This window comes from Kitasatospora purpeofusca (assembly GCF_034043715.1).
In the GTDB taxonomy this organism is placed as follows: domain Bacteria; phylum Actinomycetota; class Actinomycetes; order Streptomycetales; family Streptomycetaceae; genus Kitasatospora; species Kitasatospora purpeofusca_A.
The window spans coordinates 13,969-34,774 of record NZ_JAXCLC010000033.1 but is presented as its reverse complement, the minus strand read 5'-3'; the positions used below and the strand labels follow the sequence as shown (position 1 = coordinate 34,774).

Annotated in this window: 22 protein-coding genes and 1 pseudogene; 11 read left to right on the top strand and 12 right to left on the bottom strand. The window is 73.1% G+C overall.

The genetic code is table 11. The annotated features are described in order from the left end of the window. The first annotated feature begins 63 nt into the window (after positions 1 to 63). Both SM793_RS18590 and SM793_RS18585 read left to right on the top strand, forming a co-directional pair. A pseudogene (locus SM793_RS18590) lies at positions 64 to 1,259 on the top strand (dihydrofolate reductase family protein). A gap of 90 nt (positions 1,260 to 1,349) precedes the next feature. Then, complete coding sequence (locus SM793_RS18585; RefSeq protein ID WP_320439322.1) at positions 1,350 to 2,003, top strand: HAD-IA family hydrolase; 654 nt, start codon at positions 1,350 to 1,352, stop codon at positions 2,001 to 2,003. Positions 2,004 to 2,073: 70 nt separating this feature from the next. On the opposite strand, the gene SM793_RS18580 is transcribed toward SM793_RS18585, so the two are convergent. Then, the gene (locus SM793_RS18580; protein WP_320439321.1) at positions 2,074 to 3,411 is read right to left on the bottom strand and encodes a M20 metallopeptidase family protein; all 1,338 of its coding nucleotides are present in this window, start codon (positions 3,409 to 3,411) and stop codon (positions 2,074 to 2,076) included. Positions 3,412 to 3,638: 227 nt separating this feature from the next. Between SM793_RS18580 and SM793_RS18575 the strand changes: the two genes are divergently transcribed. Continuing rightward, positions 3,639 to 3,896: a type II toxin-antitoxin system prevent-host-death family antitoxin gene (locus SM793_RS18575; protein ID WP_320439320.1), complete on the top strand. Its 258-nt coding sequence runs from the start codon at positions 3,639 to 3,641 to the stop codon at positions 3,894 to 3,896. A 306-nt stretch (positions 3,897 to 4,202) separates the two neighbouring features. On the opposite strand, the gene SM793_RS18570 is transcribed toward SM793_RS18575, so the two are convergent. The 4 genes from SM793_RS18570 to SM793_RS18555 all read right to left on the bottom strand — a co-directional run bounded on the left by SM793_RS18570 (position 4,203) and on the right by SM793_RS18555 (position 6,457). Further along, positions 4,203 to 4,457 carry a Txe/YoeB family addiction module toxin gene (locus SM793_RS18570; RefSeq protein ID WP_320439319.1) on the bottom strand — a complete coding sequence of 85 codons (255 nt, stop codon included), beginning with the start codon at positions 4,455 to 4,457 and terminating at the stop codon, positions 4,203 to 4,205. Continuing rightward, on the bottom strand, positions 4,454 to 4,735 hold the full coding sequence (locus SM793_RS18565; RefSeq protein WP_320439318.1) for a type II toxin-antitoxin system prevent-host-death family antitoxin: 282 nt from the start codon (positions 4,733 to 4,735) through the stop codon (positions 4,454 to 4,456). Before SM793_RS18565 ends, SM793_RS18570 begins: the two co-directional genes overlap by 4 nt. Before the next feature lie 178 nt (positions 4,736 to 4,913). Next, positions 4,914 to 5,987, bottom strand: a complete 1,074-nt coding sequence (gene ychF, locus SM793_RS18560; RefSeq protein WP_320439317.1) for a redox-regulated ATPase YchF — start codon at positions 5,985 to 5,987, stop codon at positions 4,914 to 4,916. A 77-nt stretch (positions 5,988 to 6,064) separates the two neighbouring features. After that, positions 6,065 to 6,457, bottom strand: a complete 393-nt coding sequence (locus SM793_RS18555; protein WP_320439316.1) for a glyoxalase — start codon at positions 6,455 to 6,457, stop codon at positions 6,065 to 6,067. Between the two features lie 353 nt (positions 6,458 to 6,810). Between SM793_RS18555 and SM793_RS18550 the strand changes: the two genes are divergently transcribed. Further along, positions 6,811 to 7,254 carry a DUF6542 domain-containing protein gene (locus tag SM793_RS18550; protein ID WP_320439315.1) on the top strand — a complete coding sequence of 148 codons (444 nt, stop codon included), beginning with the start codon at positions 6,811 to 6,813 and terminating at the stop codon, positions 7,252 to 7,254. Positions 7,255 to 7,319: 65 nt separating this feature from the next. On the opposite strand, the gene ppgK is transcribed toward SM793_RS18550, so the two are convergent. Together ppgK and SM793_RS18540 are read right to left on the bottom strand one after the other, a co-directional pair. Beyond that, positions 7,320 to 8,066: a polyphosphate--glucose phosphotransferase gene (gene ppgK, locus SM793_RS18545; protein ID WP_320439314.1), complete on the bottom strand. Its 747-nt coding sequence runs from the start codon at positions 8,064 to 8,066 to the stop codon at positions 7,320 to 7,322. A gap of 180 nt (positions 8,067 to 8,246) precedes the next feature. Continuing rightward, complete coding sequence (locus tag SM793_RS18540; protein WP_320439313.1) at positions 8,247 to 9,224, bottom strand: 4-hydroxy-3-methylbut-2-enyl diphosphate reductase; 978 nt, start codon at positions 9,222 to 9,224, stop codon at positions 8,247 to 8,249. 87 nt (positions 9,225 to 9,311) lie between these two features. Between SM793_RS18540 and SM793_RS18535 the strand changes: the two genes are divergently transcribed. The 4 genes from SM793_RS18535 (at position 9,312) to SM793_RS18520 (ending at position 12,985) form a co-directional block, all read left to right on the top strand. Then, entirely contained in the window at positions 9,312 to 10,682 is a 1,371-nt protein-coding gene (locus SM793_RS18535; protein WP_320439312.1) for an APC family permease, read from the top strand. Positions 10,683 to 10,692: 10 nt separating this feature from the next. After that, positions 10,693 to 11,925: an exodeoxyribonuclease VII large subunit gene (gene xseA / locus SM793_RS18530; RefSeq protein ID WP_320439311.1), complete on the top strand. Its 1,233-nt coding sequence runs from the start codon at positions 10,693 to 10,695 to the stop codon at positions 11,923 to 11,925. Between the two features lie 76 nt (positions 11,926 to 12,001). Further along, positions 12,002 to 12,265, top strand: coding sequence for an exodeoxyribonuclease VII small subunit (locus SM793_RS18525; RefSeq protein ID WP_320439310.1), 264 nt, complete (start codon positions 12,002 to 12,004; stop codon positions 12,263 to 12,265). A gap of 120 nt (positions 12,266 to 12,385) precedes the next feature. Continuing rightward, positions 12,386 to 12,985, top strand: a complete 600-nt coding sequence (locus tag SM793_RS18520; RefSeq protein WP_320439309.1) for a malonic semialdehyde reductase — start codon at positions 12,386 to 12,388, stop codon at positions 12,983 to 12,985. Between the two features lie 149 nt (positions 12,986 to 13,134). Here the strand turns inward: SM793_RS18520 and SM793_RS18515 are convergent, their stop codons facing one another. Beyond that, positions 13,135 to 13,671 carry a DUF4245 domain-containing protein gene (locus tag SM793_RS18515; protein ID WP_320439308.1) on the bottom strand — a complete coding sequence of 179 codons (537 nt, stop codon included), beginning with the start codon at positions 13,669 to 13,671 and terminating at the stop codon, positions 13,135 to 13,137. Positions 13,672 to 13,885: 214 nt separating this feature from the next. Between SM793_RS18515 and glpX the strand changes: the two genes are divergently transcribed. Next, positions 13,886 to 14,926, top strand: coding sequence for a class II fructose-bisphosphatase (glpX, locus tag SM793_RS18510; RefSeq protein WP_320439307.1), 1,041 nt, complete (start codon positions 13,886 to 13,888; stop codon positions 14,924 to 14,926). Positions 14,927 to 15,115: 189 nt separating this feature from the next. Here the strand turns inward: glpX and SM793_RS18505 are convergent, their stop codons facing one another. Together SM793_RS18505 and SM793_RS18500 are read right to left on the bottom strand one after the other, a co-directional pair. Further along, positions 15,116 to 15,469, bottom strand: a complete 354-nt coding sequence (locus tag SM793_RS18505; RefSeq protein ID WP_320439365.1) for a WhiB family transcriptional regulator — start codon at positions 15,467 to 15,469, stop codon at positions 15,116 to 15,118. 474 nt (positions 15,470 to 15,943) lie between these two features. Further along, positions 15,944 to 16,669, bottom strand: a complete 726-nt coding sequence (locus SM793_RS18500) for a DUF1707 SHOCT-like domain-containing protein (protein WP_413815989.1) — start codon at positions 16,667 to 16,669, stop codon at positions 15,944 to 15,946. Positions 16,670 to 16,892: 223 nt separating this feature from the next. On the opposite strand from SM793_RS18500, the gene SM793_RS18495 reads away from it, so the two are divergent. Then, positions 16,893 to 18,560 (top strand): fumarate hydratase, encoded by a 1,668-nt coding sequence (locus tag SM793_RS18495; RefSeq protein WP_320439306.1) that lies wholly within the window; start codon positions 16,893 to 16,895, stop codon positions 18,558 to 18,560. Positions 18,561 to 18,762: 202 nt separating this feature from the next. Here SM793_RS18495 and SM793_RS18490 read toward each other — a convergent pair whose 3' ends face one another. Next, a complete protein-coding gene (locus tag SM793_RS18490; RefSeq protein WP_320439305.1) occupies positions 18,763 to 19,524 on the bottom strand; it encodes a GntR family transcriptional regulator in 762 nt (253 codons plus the stop codon). Between the two features lie 218 nt (positions 19,525 to 19,742). On the opposite strand from SM793_RS18490, the gene SM793_RS18485 reads away from it, so the two are divergent. Then, positions 19,743 to 20,021, top strand: a complete 279-nt coding sequence (locus SM793_RS18485; RefSeq protein WP_320439304.1) for a hypothetical protein — start codon at positions 19,743 to 19,745, stop codon at positions 20,019 to 20,021. A 486-nt stretch (positions 20,022 to 20,507) separates the two neighbouring features. Here SM793_RS18485 and SM793_RS18480 read toward each other — a convergent pair whose 3' ends face one another. Continuing rightward, on the bottom strand, positions 20,508 to 20,774 hold the full coding sequence (locus tag SM793_RS18480) for a hypothetical protein (protein WP_320439303.1): 267 nt from the start codon (positions 20,772 to 20,774) through the stop codon (positions 20,508 to 20,510). Positions 20,775 to 20,806 lie beyond the last annotated feature (32 nt).

Below are 20,806 nucleotides of genomic sequence, written 5' to 3'. Positions count from 1 at the left end.
CCCCGGCCCGTACCGTGGACGGCACACCCGACCGAACCGCCGCACCGTGAAGGGCTCGCCACCATGCCCGGCCCCCGCCCCTTCGTCCTGCTGAGCGCCGCCATGTCCCTGGACGGCTTCCTCGACGACGCCTCACCCGAGCGGCTGCTGCTCTCCGGCCCGGCCGACTTCGACCGGGTGGACGCCGAGCGGGCCGCCGCCGACGCGATCCTGGTCGGCGGCAACACCCTGCGCACCGACAACCCGCGACTGCTGGTCAACGACCCCGGGCGGCGGGCCGCCCGGACGGCGGCCGGGCGGCCCGCGTACCCGCTGAAGGCGACCCTCAGCGCCAGCGGCCGGCTGGACCGTTCGCTGCGGTTCTGGCACACCGGCGGCGAACGGCTCGCCTACACCACGGACGCCGGCGCCGCCGTGCTGCGCCCCGAACTGGCCGGGCTGGCCGAGGTGGTCGCGCTCGGCCCGGCCGTGGACCTGGGCGCGGTGCTGGACGACCTCGGCGCGCGCGGGGTGCGGCGGCTGATGGTCGAGGGCGGCAGCGGGGTGCACACCCAGTTCCTGGCCCAGGGGCTGGCGGACGAACTCCAACTGGTCGTCGCCCCGCTGCTGGTCGGGCAGCCGGGCGCGCCCCGGTTCGTCGGCACGGCGGACTTCCCCGGCGGCCCGGCCCGGCGGATGCGGCTGCTGGAGGCCCGTACGGTGGGCGATGTCGTCCTGCTCAGGTACGCCCCGAAGGAGCCCGCCTTGAAGGTGCCCGTCTTGAAGGAGCCCGCCCCGTGAGAGCCCGCCCCGTGACCGAGCCGCACCCCGGGTCCGACGCGGATCTCGCGTTCCTGCGCCGGGCGGTGGACCTCTCCCGTCACTGCCCGACCTCGCGGACGGCGTTCTCGGTCGGCGCGGTGGTGGTCGCCGCCGACGGCACGGTGCTGGCCGAGGGTTTCAGCCGCGAGGTGGACGGCCGTGACCACGCGGAGGAGGCGGCCCTCGCCAAGCTCCCGGCCGGCGACCCCCGGCTGCGCGGCGCGACCGTCTACAGCTCACTGGAGCCCTGCGGGCAGCGGGCCTCCCGCCCGGTGCCGTGCGCCGAACTGCTGATCGCGGCGGGCGTCCCCCGGGTGGTGGTGGCCTGGCGCGAACCGTCCACCTTCGTCGCGGAGACCCGGGGTGCCGGACTGCTGGAGGCGGCCGGCGTCGAGGTGGTCGAACTGCCCGAGCTGGCGGAGGAGGCCCGCGCGGTCAACGCGCACCTGCTGGACTGAGGTCCGGCGGCGTCCGGGACGATCTTTTGTATCCTTGTTGAACAATCGGCTCGCATTTCGCGTGCCTCCTCGTCCCGGACGGAGCCGCCCGTGCCCACGACCTTCACCCCCCGCGCCCTGCTGCTGGACATGGACGGCACCCTGGTCGACTCGGACGCCGTGGTCGAACGCTGCTGGAGCCGCTGGGCCCGGGAGCACGGCCTCGACCCGGCCGAGGTGCTTCGCACGGCCCACGGCCGCCAGGGCCACGCCACCATGGCCGTCCTGCTGCCCGACCGCCCGACGGAGCTCAACCTCGCGGACAACGAGCTGATGCTCGCCGCCGAGCGGGCCGACACCGAGGGCGTCGTCCCGATCCCCGGCGCCGGCGCCTTCCTCGCCGCCGCGGCCGGTCACCCGCACGCCCTGGTGACCTCCGCCGACGCCCCGCTCGCCCGGGTCCGGATGGCGGCCGCCGGCCTCGTGCTGCCGCAGGTCCTGGTAACCGCCGAGTCCGTGGGCGCGAGCAAGCCCGACCCCGAGGGCTTCCTCAAGGGCGCCGCGGCGCTCGGCTTCGCCCCCGGCGACTGCCTCGCCTTCGAGGACTCCGGGGCCGGCATCGCCGCCGCCCGCGCCGCCGGCGTCCCGGTCGTCGGCATCGGACCCCGCGCGCTCGGCCACCGCCCCGAGGCGCACGCCGCCACCCTGGAGTCCGTCACCGTCACCACGGGCCCGGACGGCACGCTCACCGTCACCGTGGCCTGACCCCGGCCGGCGGGGCCGGTGCCGGCCGCCACCGGCCCCGCCATGCGCCGCCCCCGCCCCCGCTCCCGCCTCAGCGGCGGGCGCGGTCCGCCAGCCAGCCCGCCATCGCCCGCACCCCGACGCCGATCGCCCGCTCGTCCGGCTCGAAGGTCTCGTAGTGCGGGTAGCTCGTCTCGATCCCGGCCCCCGGCGCGCGCACCCCGAGGAACGTGTACGTGCCCGGCACCCGCTCCAGGAACAGCGCGTAGTCCTCCCCGTTGAACGGGAACGCGGTGTGGTTCACCGTGACCGCGCCGGCGCCGAACTCGCACCGCAGCCGCCGGGCCAGCGCGTCCGCCGCGTCCGCCGGGCAGAGCAGCGCCGGGAACGGGTCCCGCGGGTAGCCGACCACCGCCCCGGGGTACGTCTGCGCCAGTCGGCGGATCTCCTCCCGCACCTCGGCGTCCCGCTCCGGCGGCCAGCACCGGAACTTCGCCTCGACGACCGGCCGCCCCTCGGCGTCCGGGGCCGGCGCCACCCGCGCGCCGGTCACCAGGAACCGGGCCAGCGGCCCGTCCGGCGTCTGCACGTCCCGGACCATGGCCTCCAGATCCGCGGGACCCTGCGGCAGGGGCACCGTGCCGAGCGCGGTGATCGCGCCCACCAGCCGGGCCGCCGCCGCGGCCGCGTCCGGCCCGCCGAACGCGATGTTCACCCAGTCCTGGCCCGGCAGCCCGCTGCCCGGCGTCACGGCGAACCCGCCGACCGGGTAGGGGCCGGTGTGCAGGGCGTGGATCTCCTCGACCCCGGTCCGCTCCAGCCACCCCTGCCCAATCATCGCCCGGGCACCCACCAGGCCCTCCTCCCCCGGCTGGAAGAAGAAGACCACCGTGCCGCCCAACCGGTGCCGCAGCCGGGCCAGCGTCAGCGCGACACCCACTCCGACCGCGGTGTGGATGTCGTGCCCGCAGGCGTGCGCCGCCGGCCGGCCCTTCTTCGGCGGCATGATCCCGTCGCCCGGTACCGCGTCCATGTCCGCCCGGTAGGCCACCGTCCGACCCGGCCGCGCGCCGCGCAGCACCGCGACCACACCGTTCCCGGGCAGCACCGTCCCGTCCGGCAGGGTGGCCCCGCCGACCCCAGCGGTCACCTCCAGCCCCGCCGCCCGCAGCCGCCGGGCGACCTCCCCGGCCGCGTACGTCTCCGCGCCCGTGGTCTGCGGGTTCGCGTGCAGCGCCCGCCGCAGCGCGACCAGTTCGCCCTCCAGCCGCGCCACCACAACGTCCACCGCGGCCTGGTCGACCGGATTCCGCCGCCCCACCGACTCGGCCGAGGCCCCTGCCCCGGACGCCACCACCACGGCCCCGGCCCCGGCCATCCCCCCGAGCACCGCCCGCCGACTCGGCCCGGATCCCGCCACGTTCGCCATCAGTCCCCCACCCGATCCGATCAATGTGACAGTCAGTCAATCAGCCTCCCATGCACACCACCAGCCCCATCGACCCCACCGGAAACGACACCACCCGGAGGCGACTACGGATGCGGACATCGAGACACAATGGCCGACGACCGAACACGGCCTGCGGCGGGACTCTCCCCCTGCCGCTCCATCCGTGCCGGAGTACAGCTTCCTGTACCTGACGGAGGAGTCGAGTCATGAAGACGATGACCTACTCGGAATCCCGCGCACGCTACGCCGAGGTGCTCAACGCGGTCACGGACGACCGGGAAGAGATCGTGATCACCCGCGCCGGACACGAACCGGTGGTCATCGTCCCCCTGGAGGACTACCAGGCACTCAAGGAGACCGCCTACCTCCTGCGCAGCCCTGCGAATGCCCGCCGCCTGCTGGCGTCCATCGAGGAGTTGGAGAGCGGCGGGGGAACCGACCGGGAGCCGGCGAACCCGGAGTGAAGGTCACCTTCGCCTCCCGGGCCTGAAAGGACCACCTGTGGCGGCAGGCCCAGGACCGCAAGATCCTCAAGCGGATCAATATGCTCCTCGTGCCTTCACCACTACGAGAATTGAGCCGGCCGCGAGCCGCACGAAACGGGAGGTGCCGCCCGGCCCGCTGGATCAGCGGGCCGGGCGGCACCTCCCGTTGGCGGTCAGACGTTGAAGCGGAATCGCCGCCACACTGCTGTGACCTGCGAAGGTACCCACCCCAGTAACCCGAGTCGGCACAGAATCAGCACGGTGACTCGAACTCGCGCCCTGCCATCAGTAGTGGTAGCGGGCGGCCAGAACGATGATCTCCCGGTCCGTCACCAGGTAGACGAGGCGGTGCTCGTCGTCGATCCGCCGCGACCAGGCCCCGGGCAAGTGGTACTTCAGCGGCTCGGGCTTGCCGATGCCAGCGAAGGGGTCGCGCAACGCGTCCTCGATGAGCCTGTTGATCCGGGCGAGCATCTTGCGGTCGTTCTTGAGCCAGGACGTGTAGTCCTCCCAGCCGCCCTCCTCGAAGACGAGCCTCACGCGGCGCCCTTCTCGCCATCCGCCGCATCAGGGTCGATGAGCTCCCACTCGGAGAGCCCTGTGCCGCCGAGGGCGTTCTCGTACGCCTTGAGCAAGCGGCGGGCGTTCGCCGGTGAGCGCAGCAGATAGGAGCCTTCACGCAGGGCTGCGTAGTCCTCAGCCGAGACGAGTACGGCATTCCCGTGCTTGGAGACGATCTCGATGGCCTCGTGATCGTCGTTGACCTTCTTGATCAACGGGAAGAGGGCTTTGCGCGCCTCGCTGGCAGTGATCGACATCGACTGAACTCCCTCCACGAGTGGTACCACATAACGTACCACTCAAGCAGATACGACGGACCGAAGACGTCAGCACCAAGTCAGCGCGGGAAAAGAGACCGGGGCCCGCCTCAAGAGAGGCGGGCCCCGTCCGATCTGCACATTTGACAGATCGAGCTAGCTCAAAGTTATCAAACGATCACACGTTGAAGCGGAACTCCACCACGTCGCCGTCCTGCATGAGGTATTCCTTGCCCTCGATGCGGGCCTTGCCCTTGGCGCGGGCCTCGGGGAGGGAGCCGGTCTCGACCAGGTCGGCGAAGGAGATGACCTCGGCCTTGATGAAGCCCTTCTGGAAGTCGGTGTGGATCACACCGGCCGCCTCCGGGGCGGTGGCGCCCTTCCTGATGGTCCAGGCGCGGGACTCCTTGGGGCCGGCGGTGAGGTAGGTCTGCAGGCCGAGGGTCTTGAAGCCGACCCGGGCGAGGGTGGCGAGGCCGGGCTCCTCCTGGCCCATGGACTGGAGCAGCTCCAGGGCCTCGTCGTCCTCCAGCTCGATCAGCTCGGACTCGATCTTGGCGTTGAGGAAGATCGCCTCGGCGGGGGCCACCAGCGCGCGCTGGGCCTGCTTGAAGTCCTCGTCGGCCAGCTCGGCCTCGTCCACGTTGAAGACGTAGAGGAAGGGCTTGGCGGTCAGCAGGTGCAGCTCGCGGATCGGGGCGGTGTCGAAACCGGCCTCGAAGAGGGTCTTGCCGGTCTCCAGAACGGCCTGGGCGGCCTCGGCGGCGGCCAGGACGGGGGCGGTCTCCTTCTTGAGGCGCGCCTCCTTCTGGAGCCGGGGCAGGACCTTCTCGACGGTCTGGAGGTCGGCCAGGATCAGCTCGGTGTGGATGGTCTCGATGTCGTCCTTGGGCGACACCTTGCCGTCCACGTGCACCACGTCCGGGTCGGTGAAGGCGCGCACGACCTGGCAGATCGCATCCGACTCGCGGATGTTGGCGAGGAACTTGTTGCCCAGACCCTCGCCCTCACTGGCGCCGCGGACGATGCCCGCGATGTCGACGAAGTCGACGGTGGCGGGGAGGATGCGCTGCGAGCCGAAGATCTCGGCGAGCTTGGCCAGTCGCTCGTCCGGGACGCCGACGACGCCGACGTTGGGCTCGATGGTGGCGAACGGGTAGTTGGCCGCCAGCACGTCGTTCTTGGTCAGGGCGTTGAACAGGGTCGACTTGCCGACGTTCGGCAGGCCGACGATTCCGATCGTGAGCGACATGAAGCGCAGTCCCGGGGGCTTGGAGGAGTTGGGCCGGCCCGCTCGCCGGGCCGATCTCCCAGTCTACGGGCAGCGGGTCAGGCGCCCGCCGCCGCCGGCGAGGGCTCCAGGAACTCCAGGCGGTTGCCGAGCCGGTCGCTGGAGTGGAACCTGCGGTGCCCGGGCAGGTTGTCGTCCCAGACCACCCCGTGGCCGTGCGCGGCCAGCCGCTCGGCCAGGGCGTCCAGGCCGCCGATCTGGAAGCCCGGGTGCCCCTTGCCGGACGGCCGGAACTCCGGCACCACCCCGAGGTGGACCTCCACCCCGCCGCCGCGGAACCAGCAGCCGCCGCGCGCGGCCAGCACCGGCGGCTTCGCCAGCTCCGTCATACCGAGCACGCCGTGCCAGAAGGCGCGGCACTCGTCCTCCGCCCCCGCCGGGATGTCGAGCTGGACGTGGTGAAGCCGTTCAAAGGTGAATCCGCTGGTCATACACTCCCCCGGGTGTGATCGGACGTCGGTCACATCAATACTCCGTCCGAAGACACGGAACAAGCCCCGACGGCCCATTACACAGTGTGGCGATGATCGGACCGTACGTTGGGCGGGTGGAGCAGAGCATCCGTACCCAGCCGCCAGGGCCCAGACGCCGACCGCCGAACGGCGCGGCCGGGGCCGCCGTCCCCGGGCCGGGCCGCGCCCCGGGAACCACGGGCGGACCGGCCGTCCGGCCCGCCGGGAAGGCCCCCGCCAAGGCCCCCGGGAAGTCGGGCGGGAGGTCGGGCGGCAAGACCTCCGGACGGACGGCGGGGCGGGGCGGCCACCCCGAGTCCCGACTACGCCCCGTGTCCGGCCCGCCCGTGCTGCGGGCCCGGCTGGCGGGGCGGCTCCACGGGCGGCGGCGCAGCGGCCGCCCGACCCGGCTGACCGCCGTCGGCGCCGGGGTGGCCGCGCTGGCGGCGACGATCACGGTGGCCGGCCTGGACCGGCTGCTCTTCGGCGGGCTGGGGCCGCTGTTCGGCCTCGGCTATCTGCTGGTCTGCTTCCAGCTGGCGGTCCGGGTCCGGTATGCCGACCTGCTGGCCGCGCCGATCAGTGGGCCGATCGCCTTCGCCGCCGCGCTGCTGCTGTTCGGCCCGGTCACCTCCTCCGGGGTGACGGCCCAGGTGGTGGCGCTGGCGACCAACCTGGCCACCCGGGCCGGCTGGCTGTTCTCCGGCACGGGGCTGGCCGCCGCGATCGTGCTGGCCCGGTTCGTGGCCCAGCGCCGGATCCACCGCGCGCGCTGAGGGAAGGCCGCCGGAACGGCCTCCCCTCGGCGCGCGGGACGGCGGACGGAAGAACGGCGGACGGCTCAGCCCGAGGCCCGGGCGGCCGCCATGGCCGCGCCGACGATGCCGGCGTCGTTGCGCAGCTCCGCCGGGACGACCCGGGCGCCGCGCTCGCGCAGCAGCGGCAGGAACTTCTCGTGCTTGCGGCTCACCCCGCCGCCGATCACGATCAGCTGCGGCGAGAACAGCATCTCCACCAGGTCCAGGTACTCGTCCACCCGGCCGGCCCACTGCCCCCAGCTCAGCCCGTGCCGCTCCTTGGCGGCCGAGGAGGCCCGCCGCTCGGCGTCCTTGCCGCGCAGCTCCAGGTGGCCCAGCTCGGTGTTGGGCACCAGCGTGCCGTCCACGAGCAGGGCGCTGCCGATGCCGGTGCCGAAGGTCAGCACCAGCACCACGCCCTCCTGCCCCCGGCCGGCGCCGTGGGCGGTCTCGGCCAGGCCGGCCGCGTCGGCGTCGTTGAGCACCACCGCCGGCAGGTCGAGCGCCTCCCGGAACAGGCCGGCCGCGTCCAGGCCGATCCAGCCCTTGTCGACATTGGCGGCGGTCCTGGTGTGCCCGTCGACGACCACGCCGGGGAAGGTCAGGCCAACCGGTCCCTGGTGGTCGAAGTGGCGGACCACCTCGCGGACGGCGGCGACCACCGCCTCTGGCGCGGAGGGCTGCGGGGTGAGGACCTTGTGCCGTTCCTGGGCGAGCACGCCCCGGGCGAGGTCGACGGGGGCACCCTTGATGCCCGATCCGCCGATGTCCACACCGAATACCGCCGTCATCTCGACCGCCCTCCGCCCGAACGTTGTCCACAGGCTGTGGACGGCTGTGCCTGGCCGTCCACAGAACCCTGGCTGTCACAAAACCTACGAGAGCCCGGCGGGCCCCGCACAGCGGAGGACCCGGCACCCCGTCGGAGGTACCGGGTCTCCCCTCTTCCGGCCGGGGCCGGGCCTGGCGCGTTACAGCTTGCCCGCGGCCTCGGCGCGCAGGTCGCGACGGAGTTCCTTGGGCAGCGAGAAGATCAGGTGCTCCTCGGCGGTCTTGACGGTGGAGACCTCGTCGTAGCCGCGCGCGGCCAGCCACTCCAGCACGCCGTCGACCAGGATCTCCGGCACCGAGGCGCCGCTGGTCAGGCCGACCGTGGTGACGCCGGTCAGCCACTCCTCGCGGATCTCCTCGGCGAAGTCCACCAGGTGGGCGGCCTTGGCGCCGTACTCCAGACCGACCTCGACCAGGCGGACGGAGTTGGAGGAGTTCTTGGAGCCGACCACGATCAGCAGGTCCGTCTCCGGGGCCATCTGCTTGACGGCCACCTGACGGTTCTGGGTGGCGTAGCAGATGTCGTCGCTGGGCGGGCTGACCAGCAGCGGGAAGCGCCGCTTGAGCTCCCCGACGGTGGCCATGGTCTCGTCCACCGACAGGGTGGTCTGGGAGAGCCAGACGACCTTGGACTCGTCGCGGACCTGCACCTCGGCGACGTCCTCGGCGCCGTCGACCAGGTGGATCCGGTCCGGCGCCTCGCCCATGGTGCCGATGACCTCCTCGTGGCCCTCGTGGCCCACCAGCAGGATGTCGTAGCCCTCGTCGGCGAAGCGCACGGCCTCCTTGTGCACCTTGGTCACCAGCGGGCAGGTGGCGTCGACGGTGGCGAGCTTGCCGGCCCGCGCCTCGTCGTGCACCGACGGTGCGACGCCGTGGGCCGAGAAGACCACGATCGAGCCCTCGGGCACCTCCTCCGTCTCGTCGACGAAGATCGCGCCCTTCTTCTCCAGGGTCTGCACCACGTACTTGTTGTGGACGATCTGCTTGCGGACGTAGATGGGCGCCCCGTACTGCTCCAGGGCCTTCTCAACGGCGATCACGGCGCGGTCGACGCCCGCGCAGTAGCCCCGGGGGGCGGCGAGCAGGACACGGCGCTGCGCGGTGTTGGAGGACATGGCTCCATCGTACGGGCGGAGGGCAGCCGCGCCGACGGGAGTCACGTTCCGGCCGGAACCGGTCCCGGGTGCTCAAATGTGGAAGCTATGAGCGAGCGAGCCGGGCCGGACGGGCCCGACGAGGGCGGGCCCCGGGGCGAGCTGCGGCGCAGCCTCGGCGTCCGCGACCTGGTGGTCTACGGGCTGCTGTTCATCGCCCCGATGGCGCCGGTCGGCGTGTTCGGGGTGCTCGACGCCAAGAGCCACGGCGCGGTCGCGGCGGTCTACCTGGTGGCCACCGTGGCGATGGGCTTCACCGCGGTCTCGTACGCGCAGATGGTGCGGGCGGTGCCGCGGACCGGTTCGGTGTACGCCTACGCGCGGGCCGGGCTCGGCGAGGCGGCGGGCTTCCTGGCCGGGTGGATGGCGCTGCTGGACTACCTGCTGATCCCCGCGGTCGCGTACCTGTTCTCCGGGATCGCGCTGCACTCGCTGGTGCCGGACGTCCCGCGCTGGGTGTGGACGGCGCTCGCGGTACTGGTGACCACCGCGCTGAACCTGGCCGGGGTGCGGACGGCGGCGGTGGTGGGCCTCGGGGTGCTGGTGGCGGAGCTCGCGGTGCTGACGGTGTTCGTGGTCGCGGCCGCGGTGGTGCTGGTGCGGGACGGCGCCCAACGCGGCTGGGCGACGCCGTTCACGGCGGTCGGCGGCTTCTCCGCGACCGCCGTGCTCTCCGCGGTCTCCGTGGCGGTGCTGTCCTACCTGGGCTTCGACGCGATCGCCACCTTCGTCGAGGAGGCGGTCGGCGCCTCGGCGGCGGTGGCGCGGGCGGTGCTGTGGTGCCTGGCGGTGTCCGGTCTGCTGTTCGTGGCGCAGACCTGGCTGGCGGCGCTGCTGGAGCCGCTCTCCCCCGGGCAGCTGGCGGCGGACCCGGCGGCGCAGGGGTCGGCGTTCTACGACACGGTGGAGGGCTCGGTCGGGCACTGGCTGCATGTGCTGGTCGCGGCGAGCAAGGCGGTCGGCGCGGCCTTCGCGGCCCTGGCCGGGCAGGCGGCGGCCGGGCGGCTGCTCTTCGCGATGGGCCGGGACGGGCGGCTGCCGCGCTTCCTCGGCGCGGTCGACCCGGGTTCGGCGGTGCCGCGCCGGGCGCTGCTGGTGTCGGCGGGGATCACCCTGGTGGCGGCGGTCTGGGCGGCGGACCGGGACGACGGGCTGGACCGGCTGACCTCGGTGGTGGACATCGGCGCGCTCACCGCCTTCACCCTGCTGCACGCCTCGGTGGTGGGCTGGTACGTGGTGCGGCACGGCTCGCGCGACTGGGCCAGGCACCTGGCGGTGCCGGTGCTGGGCGTGCTGGTGATCGGCGCGGTGGTGGCCGAGGCGGCCGGCTCCGCGCAGGTGGTGGGGCTGGTCTGGCTGGCGGTCGGCCTGCTGGTGGTGGCCGTCCGGAGCGGTTCCGCTGTCGGCGGGCGTCGCTAACCTCGTACGCATGGCCAATCCCAGTTCCCCCGAAGCGCCGCTCCCGGTCGGCAAGGTCTCCGCGCTGATCGGCGGCTGGATCGACCGGCTCGGCGCGATCTGGGTGGAGGGACAGATCACCCAGCTCAGCCGGCGGCCGGGGGCGGGCGTGGTGTTCCTGACGCTGCGCGACCCGCAGGCGGACGTCTCGCTGACCGTGACGTGCTTCCGCTCCGTCTTCGACCAGGTCGCGGACGCGGTGCAGGAGGGCTCCCGGGTGATCCTGCACGCGAAGCCGGAGTGGTACGCGGCGCGCGGCCAGCTCTCGCTGCGGGCCTCGGAGATCCGGCTGGTCGGCCTGGGCGAGCTGCTGGCCCGACTGGAGCAGTTGAAGCGGCGGCTGGCCGGCGAGGGCCTGTTCGCGGAGGACCGCAAGAAGCCGCTGCCGTTCCTGCCGCAGTGCGTCGGGCTGGTCACCGGGCGCGGCTCGGCGGCGGAGCGGGACGTCCTGGAGAACGCCCGGCGGCGCTGGCCCGCCGTCCGCTTCGAGATCCGCAACGTCCCGGTGCAGGGCGTCAGCGCGGTGGAGCGGGTGGGCGAGGCCGTCCGGGAGCTGGACGAGCATCCCGAGGTGGACGTGATCGTCGTGGCCCGCGGCGGCGGCAGCGTCGAGGACCTGCTGCCGTTCTCGGACGAGGGCCTGGTGCGGCTGGTCGCGGCCGCCCGGACGCCGGTGGTGAGCGCGATCGGCCACGAGCCGGACCAGCCGCTGCTGGACTTCGTCGCCGATCTGCGCGCCTCCACGCCGACCGATGCCGCCAAACGGGTGGTTCCGGACGTCGGGGAGGAGCTGGCGAAGGTCCGGCAGCTGCGGGACCGGGCGCGCCGGTGCGTGGTGGCGCGGGTGGAGCGGGAGCGGCACGGGCTGGACGGGGTGCGCAGCCGGCCGGTGCTGGCCGCGCCGCAGCGGATGCTGGACGGGCGGGGCCAGGAGGTGGCCGGGCTGCTGGAGCGGTCCCGGCGGACCCTGAACCACCGGCTGGAGCACGCGCAGAGCGATCTCGGGCACACGCTGGCCCGGGTGGTCGCGCTGTCCCCGGCGGCCACCCTGGAGCGCGGGTACGCGGTGCTGCAGCGGCGGGACGGCACGGTGGTGACCGATCCGGCGCAGGTCGCGGCGGGCGAGGGGCTGCACGCCCGGGTGGCGGGCGGCGGCTTCGACGTCACCGCGGACGGCGGCGACCCGGCGGACGGCGGGCGGTAGCGGGGCGGGTAACGGCAGGCGGCGCGGCAGCGGCGGGCGGGGCACGCTGTCGGTCCGGCCCCCTACGCTGGCTCCCATGGCAGACGAGGAGCAGAGCACGGCGGCCGCGCCTGTGGAGGCGCCGACCGCGGACGACGCGCTGGGGTACGAGCACGCGCGGGACGCGCTGCTGGAGGTGGTCCGGCAGCTGGAGAACGGCGGCACCTCGCTGGAGGAGTCGCTGGCGCTGTGGGAGCGCGGCGAGCAGCTGGCGAAGGTCTGCCAGCGCTGGCTGGACGGCGCGCGGGCCCGGCTGGACGCCGCGCTGGCGGCCGAGGAGGACGCTCCGCCGCAGGGGTGACGCAGGTCACCTGGGGCGCGGGGAACAGTTGAATCTTCACCCATGTTGGGGATGTCTGACCGGCTGCGGCCGGTCACGCGACAAACCCCCCAGCTTCTTCCTCCCCCGAGGTGCACTGACATGACCACCGACACCCTGGTTCTCGACGCCGCCGCCCAGGACCTGCTGTTCCGCGAGGCCCGCACGGCCAACACCTTCACCGACGAGCCGGTCTCCGACGAGCAGATCCAGGCCATCTACGAGCTGGTCAAGTTCGGCCCGACGGCGATGAACCAGCAGCCGCTGCGGGTCGTCCTGGTGCGCTCGGCCGAGGCCCGCGAGCGCCTGGTCCAGCACCTCGGCGAGGGCAACAAGGCCAAGACCGCCGCCGCCCCGCTGACCGCGATCCTCGCCGTGGACAACGAGTTCCACGAGGAGCTGCCGACCGTCTTCCCGCACTTCCCGGCCGCCAAGAGCTACTTCACCGAGCGCCCGGTCCGCGAGACCTCGGCCGCGATGAACGGCGCCCTGCAGGCCGGCTACTTCATCATCGGCGTGCGCGCCGCCGGCCTGGCCGCCGGCCCGATGACCGGCTACGACGCCGAGGGCATCAACAAGGAGTTCTTCACCGACGGCGAGCACTCGGTGCTGGCCGTGGTGAACATCGGCAAGCCGGGCGAGAACGCCTGGTACCCGCGCTCGCCTCGACTGGCCTACGACGAGGTCGTCACCACCGTCTGAGTCGTCACCGCCCGGGTCACCGGCCGAGTCACCGCCGTCCGGGCCCGGACAGCGCGAGGGCCCCGCACGCGCCGCGTGCGGGGCCCTTCCGCGCCACTGCCCGGCCCGCCCCCGGAGCGGAGACCTCCGCTCCGGGGGCGGGAACCGGACTACTTCAACGCCCGCGCCAGCTCCGCCAGCTCCTCGTAGGAGGCGGTGCCGGTCAGCACGATGACAGCGCTGCCGGTCTGCACCATGAGCGCCCGCGCCTTCGGGCCCCGCACCCGCTCCCAGGCCTGCCCGGCGATGTCCTCGGTGCCGTCCGGCTCGGCGCCGGCCACCGTCGCCTTGAGCACGTCGTCCCGCGCGATGTCGCTCTGCTCCACGGCCGCGTACTGGCCCGAGGGGGTGACGAAGCCCAGGTGCCAGGCGTTGCCCTTGCCGTTGTTGGTCGCCGCCGCGTTGTACGTCACCGAGGTGGCCCGCCACTTCGGTGACAGTCCCTCCGGGACGAGCAGCGGGTACGGCGCGGCGCGCTTGGCGGTGGCGGCGGCCACCCGGTAGTCGACCGGGCGCACGCCGTCGCCGTCCGCGTCGTGCGGCAGGAACAGGTACCCGACCCAGACCACGACGCCGACGGCCAGCATCGACAGGACCATGTCCCGCACGGTCTGCCGGCCCCTCATGCCCTTGCTCTCTCCAGCCACCCCCACATGGTGACTCATGCCGACGCGATCGCCCGCACCCGGGGTGGCCGCGCCGGGGCTCCGAGGGCGGAAGCCGCCCCCTGCGGGCCGTGGAGGGACCCGCGCCACAGACAGTCATCTCGTGGGCAGATACGATCGCAACACCCTCACCACGGCGTTCGACCAGGCAGTAGTCGGGCGCTTACTGGCCGTCGCGTACAGAGAGGTAACGACGATGACCACGCAGTACCCGCACCATCTCCCCAGCTCCCTCGAGGTCGCGCCCGAGGCTCCTGACCGGAACCTCGCGCTCGAACTCGTCCGGGTCACCGAGGCCGCCGCGCTCGCCGCCGGCCGCTGGGTCGGCCGTGGCGACAAGAACGGCGCCGACGGCGCCGCCGTCCGGGCCATGCGCACCCTCGTCTCCACCGTCTCGATGAACGGCGTCGTCGTCATCGGCGAGGGGGAGAAGGACGAAGCTCCGATGCTCTACAACGGCGAACGGGTCGGCGACGGCACCGGCGCCGAGTGCGATGTCGCGGTGGACCCCGTCGACGGCACCACCCTCACGGCCAAGGGCATGAACAACGCGGTCGCCGTCCTGGCCGTCGCCGACCGCGGCACCATGTTCGACCCGAGCGCCGTGTTCTACATGGACAAGCTGGTCACCGGGCCGGAGGCCGCCGACTTCGTCGACATCACCGCCCCGCCGGCCGTCAACATCCGCCGGGTCGCCAAGGCCAAGGGCATCGCCGTCGAGGACGTCACCGTCGTCGTCCTGGACCGCCCCCGCCACGAGGGCCTGATCCGGGACATCCGCGAGGCCGGCGCCCGGATCAAGTACATCTCCGACGGCGACGTCGCCGGCGCCATCATGGCCGCCCGCGAGGGCACCGGCGTCGACCTGCTCCTGGGCGTCGGCGGCACCCCCGAGGGCATCATCGCCGCCTGCGCGATGAAGTGCATGGGCGGCGTGATCCAGGGCCGGCTCTGGCCCAAGGACGACGCCGAGCGGCAGAAGGCCATCGACGCCGGGCACGACCTCGACCGGGTGCTCAGCACCGACGACCTGGTCAGCGGCGAGAACGTGTTCTTCGTCGCCACCGGCATCACCGACGGCGAGCTGCTGCGCGGTGTGCACTACCGCCAGGAGACCGCCACCACCAGCTCGCTGGTCATGCGGTCCAAGAGCGGCACCATCCGCGAGGTCCACGCCACCCACCGGCTGTCCAAGCTGCGGGCCTACAGCGCGATCGACTTCGACCGCGCCAACTGAACGACCCCGCGACCGGGCCGCCCACCGGCGGCCCGGACCACGGCAGAGCCACGACGAACCCGCGGCCTCGGCGAAGTCCCCTTCGCCGAGGCCGCGGGCGTACGCGGGGCCCGGCGGGCGTGTACCGGCCCACCGGGCGCGTACGGGCCCGGCGAGCGGGTGCCGACGCCCCCGGCCCGGCGCCGGAGGTCACCCCGCGATCCGGCCCCTCGCCCCCGGCACCCGGACCGGCTCGCACAGCTCGACGTCCCGCCGCCGGCGCCGCGCCAGCACCACCCGGCGCTCGGCCGCCGTCAGCCCGCCCCAGACCCCGTACGGCTCCGGCTGCGCCAGCGCGTGCTCCCGGCAGTCCAGCAGCACCGGGCAGCGGGCACACACCTGCTTCGCCCGCTCCTCGCGCGACAGCCGGGCCGCGGTCGGCTCCTTGGACGGCGCGAAGAACAGGCCCACCTCGTCCCGCCGGCAGGCCGCGGCGGTGTGCCACGGACTGTCCTCGCCCGCCGGCTGCGCCGGGGGCCGCTCCACCAGCTGCGCCGCGACCACCGGCGAGGCGGCGGCGGACGGCCGCCCGACCGGCGACGGGGCAGCCGGCGACGGGACGGCGGACGAGGTGGTGCGGGACTCGATCGGATGCAGCACGGCCGTACTCCTGACGAGGCTCTCGGACACGGGGAAGCTCGCTCCCCTGCCCGGCTGCGGGGTCCCCGTTCACACCCGGGCCGGCCTCAGGCCGCCTCCGGTACGCAGCCGTACAAGAAGCGATGTGCCAGAGGAACTACCCCACGCCGCCGGGATTCATGCACACTGCACGCAACCGACTACAGGGTGCACCCGACACAACGAGGAGTGCCCGGCCGGGAGTTGTCCCCGGCCGGGCACGGGACCGGCCGCCGAGCAGCGGAGTCCGTCGTTCCGAATGCGCCGCGGCGGCCCGTCAGAGCGTTCCGTCCGACCGCCGGGCGGTCCGACCGGTGGGCCGACGGGCCGGCGGGGCGGCGGGCTGGCGGGGCGGCGGGCTCAGTCGGCGCCGAGCTGCTTGCGCACCCACTCCTTGAGCTTCTTGCCCCGGCGCGGCTTGGCCTCGCAACCGCCGAACACCGCGGTGCCCTTGACCCGCACCACCGGCGCGTACGGGTCCGCCGCGGTCTGCTCCTTGACGTCGAAGCCACCGAAGATGCCGACGCCGCCGCCGTGCAGGCTGACGTTCTCCGGCACCTTGATCTCCACCCCGCCGAAGATCGCCACCACGTCGATCACCACCTCGGGCGACTCGAACACGGCGTCCGTCAGGTCGATCTCGACCCCGCCGAAGATCGCCACCGCCCGCAGGTTGGACCCCACCCGCCACCGGCCCTTGCGGGACGAGCCGCCGAAGACGGCCAGCATCGTCGGCGCCTCGTTGCGGGCCGGCAGCCGCACCGGTCCGTCCGGACGCGGGGCCGCCGCCGGGTCGCCCAACGACGGCTTCTCGAACGAGATCCCGCCGTGCACCGGAAGGTCCCGGGTCAGCGGCACGAGTTCGCCCAGGGTCTTGGCCGCGTACGCCGCCTCGATCCGGTCGGCGTGCTCCTCGACGTCCAACCGACCCTCGGCGTAGGCGTCGCGCAGCAGCTCCGCCACCCGTTCGCGGTCGGCGTCCGAGGCCCGGATCTCGGCCTCCGCGACCGGGGCGTGCGCGGGTCGGGCGGGCGGCGTCGCCCCGGACTTGGTCATCGGTACGGCCCCCCGGCCCTGATCGTCCATCCGCTGGTCCTGCGGGTCCTTCGACGGCGAGTTCTCCACGGGGGCCAGCCTAGTCAACCGGGCAAGTCCCTTCCCCACCGGCGGGTGACCCCGGTCACGCAGGCTGACCTTCCCGCGTGCGCGATTCCCGCGGGTCCTACCCTTGAGGGTGCTCTCGCCCTCCAGGGTGCTTCGCCGACGCAGCCGGAACACTGGCAACACTGGACATCTAAGGACCGCCCCCATGGCTCCCACGCCGGACTTCGAGTACAGCGACCTTCTCCCCCTGGGCGCTGACCCGACCCCCTACCGCAAGCTCACCTCCGAGGGTGTCTCCACCTTCGAGGCCGGCGGCCGGACCTTCCTCCAGGTCGAGCCCGAGGCCCTGCGGCTGCTCACCGCCGAGGCGATGCACGACATCTCGCACTACCTCCGCCCGGCCCACCTCGCCCAGCTGCGCCGCATCCTGGACGACCCCGAGGCCAGCCCCAACGACCGCTTCGTCGCGCTGGACCTGCTGAAGAACGTCAACATCTCGGCCGGCGGCATCCTGCCGATGTGCCAGGACACCGGCACCGCCATCGTCATGGGCAAGCGCGGCCAGAACGTGCTGACGGCCGGCGGCGACGAGGCCGCCGTCGCCCGCGGCGTCTACGACGCGTACACCAAGCTCAACCTGCGCTACTCCCAGATGGCCCCGGTGACCATGTGGGACGAGAAGAACACCGGCAACAACCTGCCGGCCCAGATCGAGCTGTACGCCACCGACGGCGACGCCTACAAGTTCCTCTTCATGGCCAAGGGCGGCGGCTCGGCCAACAAGTCGTACCTGTACCAGGAGACCAAGGCGATCCTGAACGAGGCCAACATGCTCTCGTTCCTGGAGCAGAAGATCCGCTCGCTGGGCACCGCCGCCTGCCCGCCGTACCACCTGGCCATCGTGATCGGCGGCACCAGTGCCGAGTTCGCGCTGAAGACCGCCAAGTACGCGTCCGCGCACTACCTGGACCAGCTGCCGACCTCCGGCGACGCGAAGACCGGCCACGGCTTCCGGGACCTGGAGCTGGAGGCCAAGGTCACCGAGCTGACCCAGAAGATCGGCATCGGCGCCCAGTTCGGCGGCAAGTACTTCTGCCACGACGTGCGGGTGGTCCGCCTGCCCCGCCACGGCGCCTCGCTGCCCGTCGCGATGGCCGTCTCCTGCTCCGCCGACCGGCAGGCCCTGGGCAAGATCACCGCCGAGGGCGTCTTCCTGGAGCAGTTGGAGACCGACCCGGCGAAGTACCTGCCGGACACCACCGACGATCACCTCGACGACGACGTGGTGCGGATCGACCTCGACCAGCCGATGTCCGCGATCCGCGCCGAGCTCTCCAAGTACCCGGTGAAGACCCGGCTCTCGCTCACCGGCACCCTGGTCGTCGCGCGCGACATCGCGCACGCCAAGATCAAGGAGCGCCTGGACGCCGGCGAGGGCATGCCCAAGTACCTCCAGGACCACCCGGTCTACTACGCCGGCCCGGCCAAGACCCCCGAGGGCTTCGCCTCCGGCTCCTTCGGTCCCACCACGGCCGGCCGGATGGACTCCTACGTCGACCAGTTCCAGGCCGCCGGCGGCTCCATGGTCATGCTCGCCAAGGGCAACCGCTCCAAGCAGGTTACCGACGCCTGCGCCGCGCACGGCGGCTTCTACCTCGGCTCGATCGGCGGCCCGGCGGCCCGCCTCGCCCAGGACTGCATCAAGAAGGTCGAGGTCCTGGAGTACGCCGAGCTGGGCATGGAGGCCGTCTGGCGGATCGAGGTCGAGGACTTCCCGGCCTTCGTCGTGGTCGACGACAAGGGCAACGACTTCTTCCGCGAGACCACCGAGGGCCCGCTGATCACCAGCCTGCGGGTCCGCTCCAAGGAGTAGCGCCCACCGGGGCGCGCCCGCCGCTCCCCGGCGGCCCACCGCTCGCGATCCACCCTCGCGACCCTCCCTCTCCGACCCACCGCCCCGGCCGCCGCCCGCGCCCGGGGCGGTGGCGCGTCAGGCGATCGAGCGTCAGATGTCGGGTGCCAGGCGGTAGGACGGTCAAGCGGTCAAGCGGTCAAGCGGTCAGGCGGTCAGGCGGTCAGGCGTCGAAGTCGTACTCCAGGACGTAGGAGGCCGCGTCCAGGATCATCTCGTTCAGCTCCACGACCTGGCCCTCGTCGGCGAAGGCGGTCCGGCAGATGAGGACCACCGGGGTACCGGCGGAGAGTTCCAGCCGGACGGCCTCCTCGGCGGCCGGCATCCGGGACCGGACCTCCTCGCGGAAGTGCACCGGCTTGGCGCCGATCTCGGCCAGCCGCGCGTAGGTGCCGCCCGGGCCGGTGTCCTCACGGGTGATGGCGGTACCGGCCACGAGTCCGGCGGGCAGGTAGGAGGTCGACAGCAGCACCGGCTTGCCGTCCAGGACGAAGCGCCGGTGCCGCACGCACATCGGTGCGTCCGGGTCGACGCCGAGCACCCGGGCCACGTGCTCGGGCGCGCCCTGCTCGGTGACCGACACCTGGTCGACGACCAGGGTGCGGTTGTCGATGTCGGCCGACCATATCGACCGGCCCGAGCCCCACTGGCCCTGGGCGAGCCGCTGGATCCCGCGCCGGCGCAGCGGCCGGAAGTCCCGGACGAAGACGCCGGCCCCGCGGCGGGCCTCGGCGATGCCCTCGCTCTGCAGCACTCCGAGTGCCTGACGGGCGGTCATCCTCGCCACGCCGTAGACGTCCATGAGGTCGTTCTCGCCGGGCAGCCGGTCGCCCGCCCGGTACTCGCCGGCGTCGATGGCCGCCTTCAGCGTGTCGGCGATCCGTTGGTACTTGGGCTGCTTCTCGCCGCTGCTGCTGCCGACCATCGCCTTCTCCCTCGTCCTCTCGGAAATCGTAGGCGCGCCCGCGGCCGCCGGTAAGCCGATAGGACCGGCTGGACCGTTGACATCTCTAGAGATATTAGCTTCTCTAGAGATGCTGGGTAGTCGCCGAGCAGAGCCGAACCACAAGCCAAGCCACGACAGCGACCAGGGCCGGCCACCACCGTCGCCGCGCCCGCACCGGAGCAGCAAGGAGCAGCGCGGTGAGCATCCGAAAGCGCGCCGCCGCGGCCTACCGGCCGCGCGTGGGGCAATCCGTCCTCGACACCAGGACCGGACGCACCGGCATCTACATGGACACCATCGGCGGGGAGCACTACCTCCGCCCGCCCGAGGGCGGTTGCGAGTGGACCGCCCGCCCCGAACACGTCGCCCCGGCCGGGGACACCGGCGAGGTGGAGGCCGACGCCGAACCCGCCGCCCCCACCAGGCCCGTCAGCCGCGCCGACCCCGCTTCGTCCGCCCCCGCCCACGCGGCCTGACCCCTCACCCGACGAGGCAACCCCGACAGCGAATTCCGGCCACCGGGTACGCGCGCGGGCCGCTCGCCGCCACGGCGGGCCGCCCCGCGAGGAGGGTCATGGGGAGGGTCGCGCGGTCATGTGCCGGAGGCAATTGCCGACATTCTCGACAAAGGCTCCGGCGGTCGCGGCCGTACAACTCGCGAACGCGACAACAGGGAGATCAACTCGTATACACATGGGCGATTTCCGCCGATATCAGTGCCGAATTGGCGCCGCGAATCGGCCCGCGAAACGAGGGCCGTCGACGGCCCGACGCGCGAACGCCCCGCACCGCCGACGGCGGGACGCGGGGCGCTCCGGTGCTGTGGGGCCGCGACAGGCCGGTGGACGGTCCGGCGGCGGTCGCGGCGTGATGGTCGATCAGCGCGGTCGTCAGGACGGTGACGACTCGCGGGACTCCCCGGTCGTCCTTCCAGGAAGGGCCGACCGCCCGACGGGAAGGGCCTACGGGTGGCTCCAGATGACGCCCTGCGGCTCCCGGCCGCCCTTGCCGGGCTCACCTGCGGCGGGAGCGTGCGGCTCCACCACGTAGTCCGACTCGTCGCCGAACGTCTCGCTCTCCAGCTCCGCCCGCTCCTCGGCGGTGGGCTCCTCGAAGACCGCGCTCGGGGCCGCGGCGACCGCGCCCTCGACGGCCTGACCGGCCTCCGCGGTGACGGCCTCGGCGGCCGGCTCGGTCGACACGGGGGTCGCGCTCTCGTTGTTGGCCATGGGCGGGCCGCCTTTCGATCATCAAATGTCTG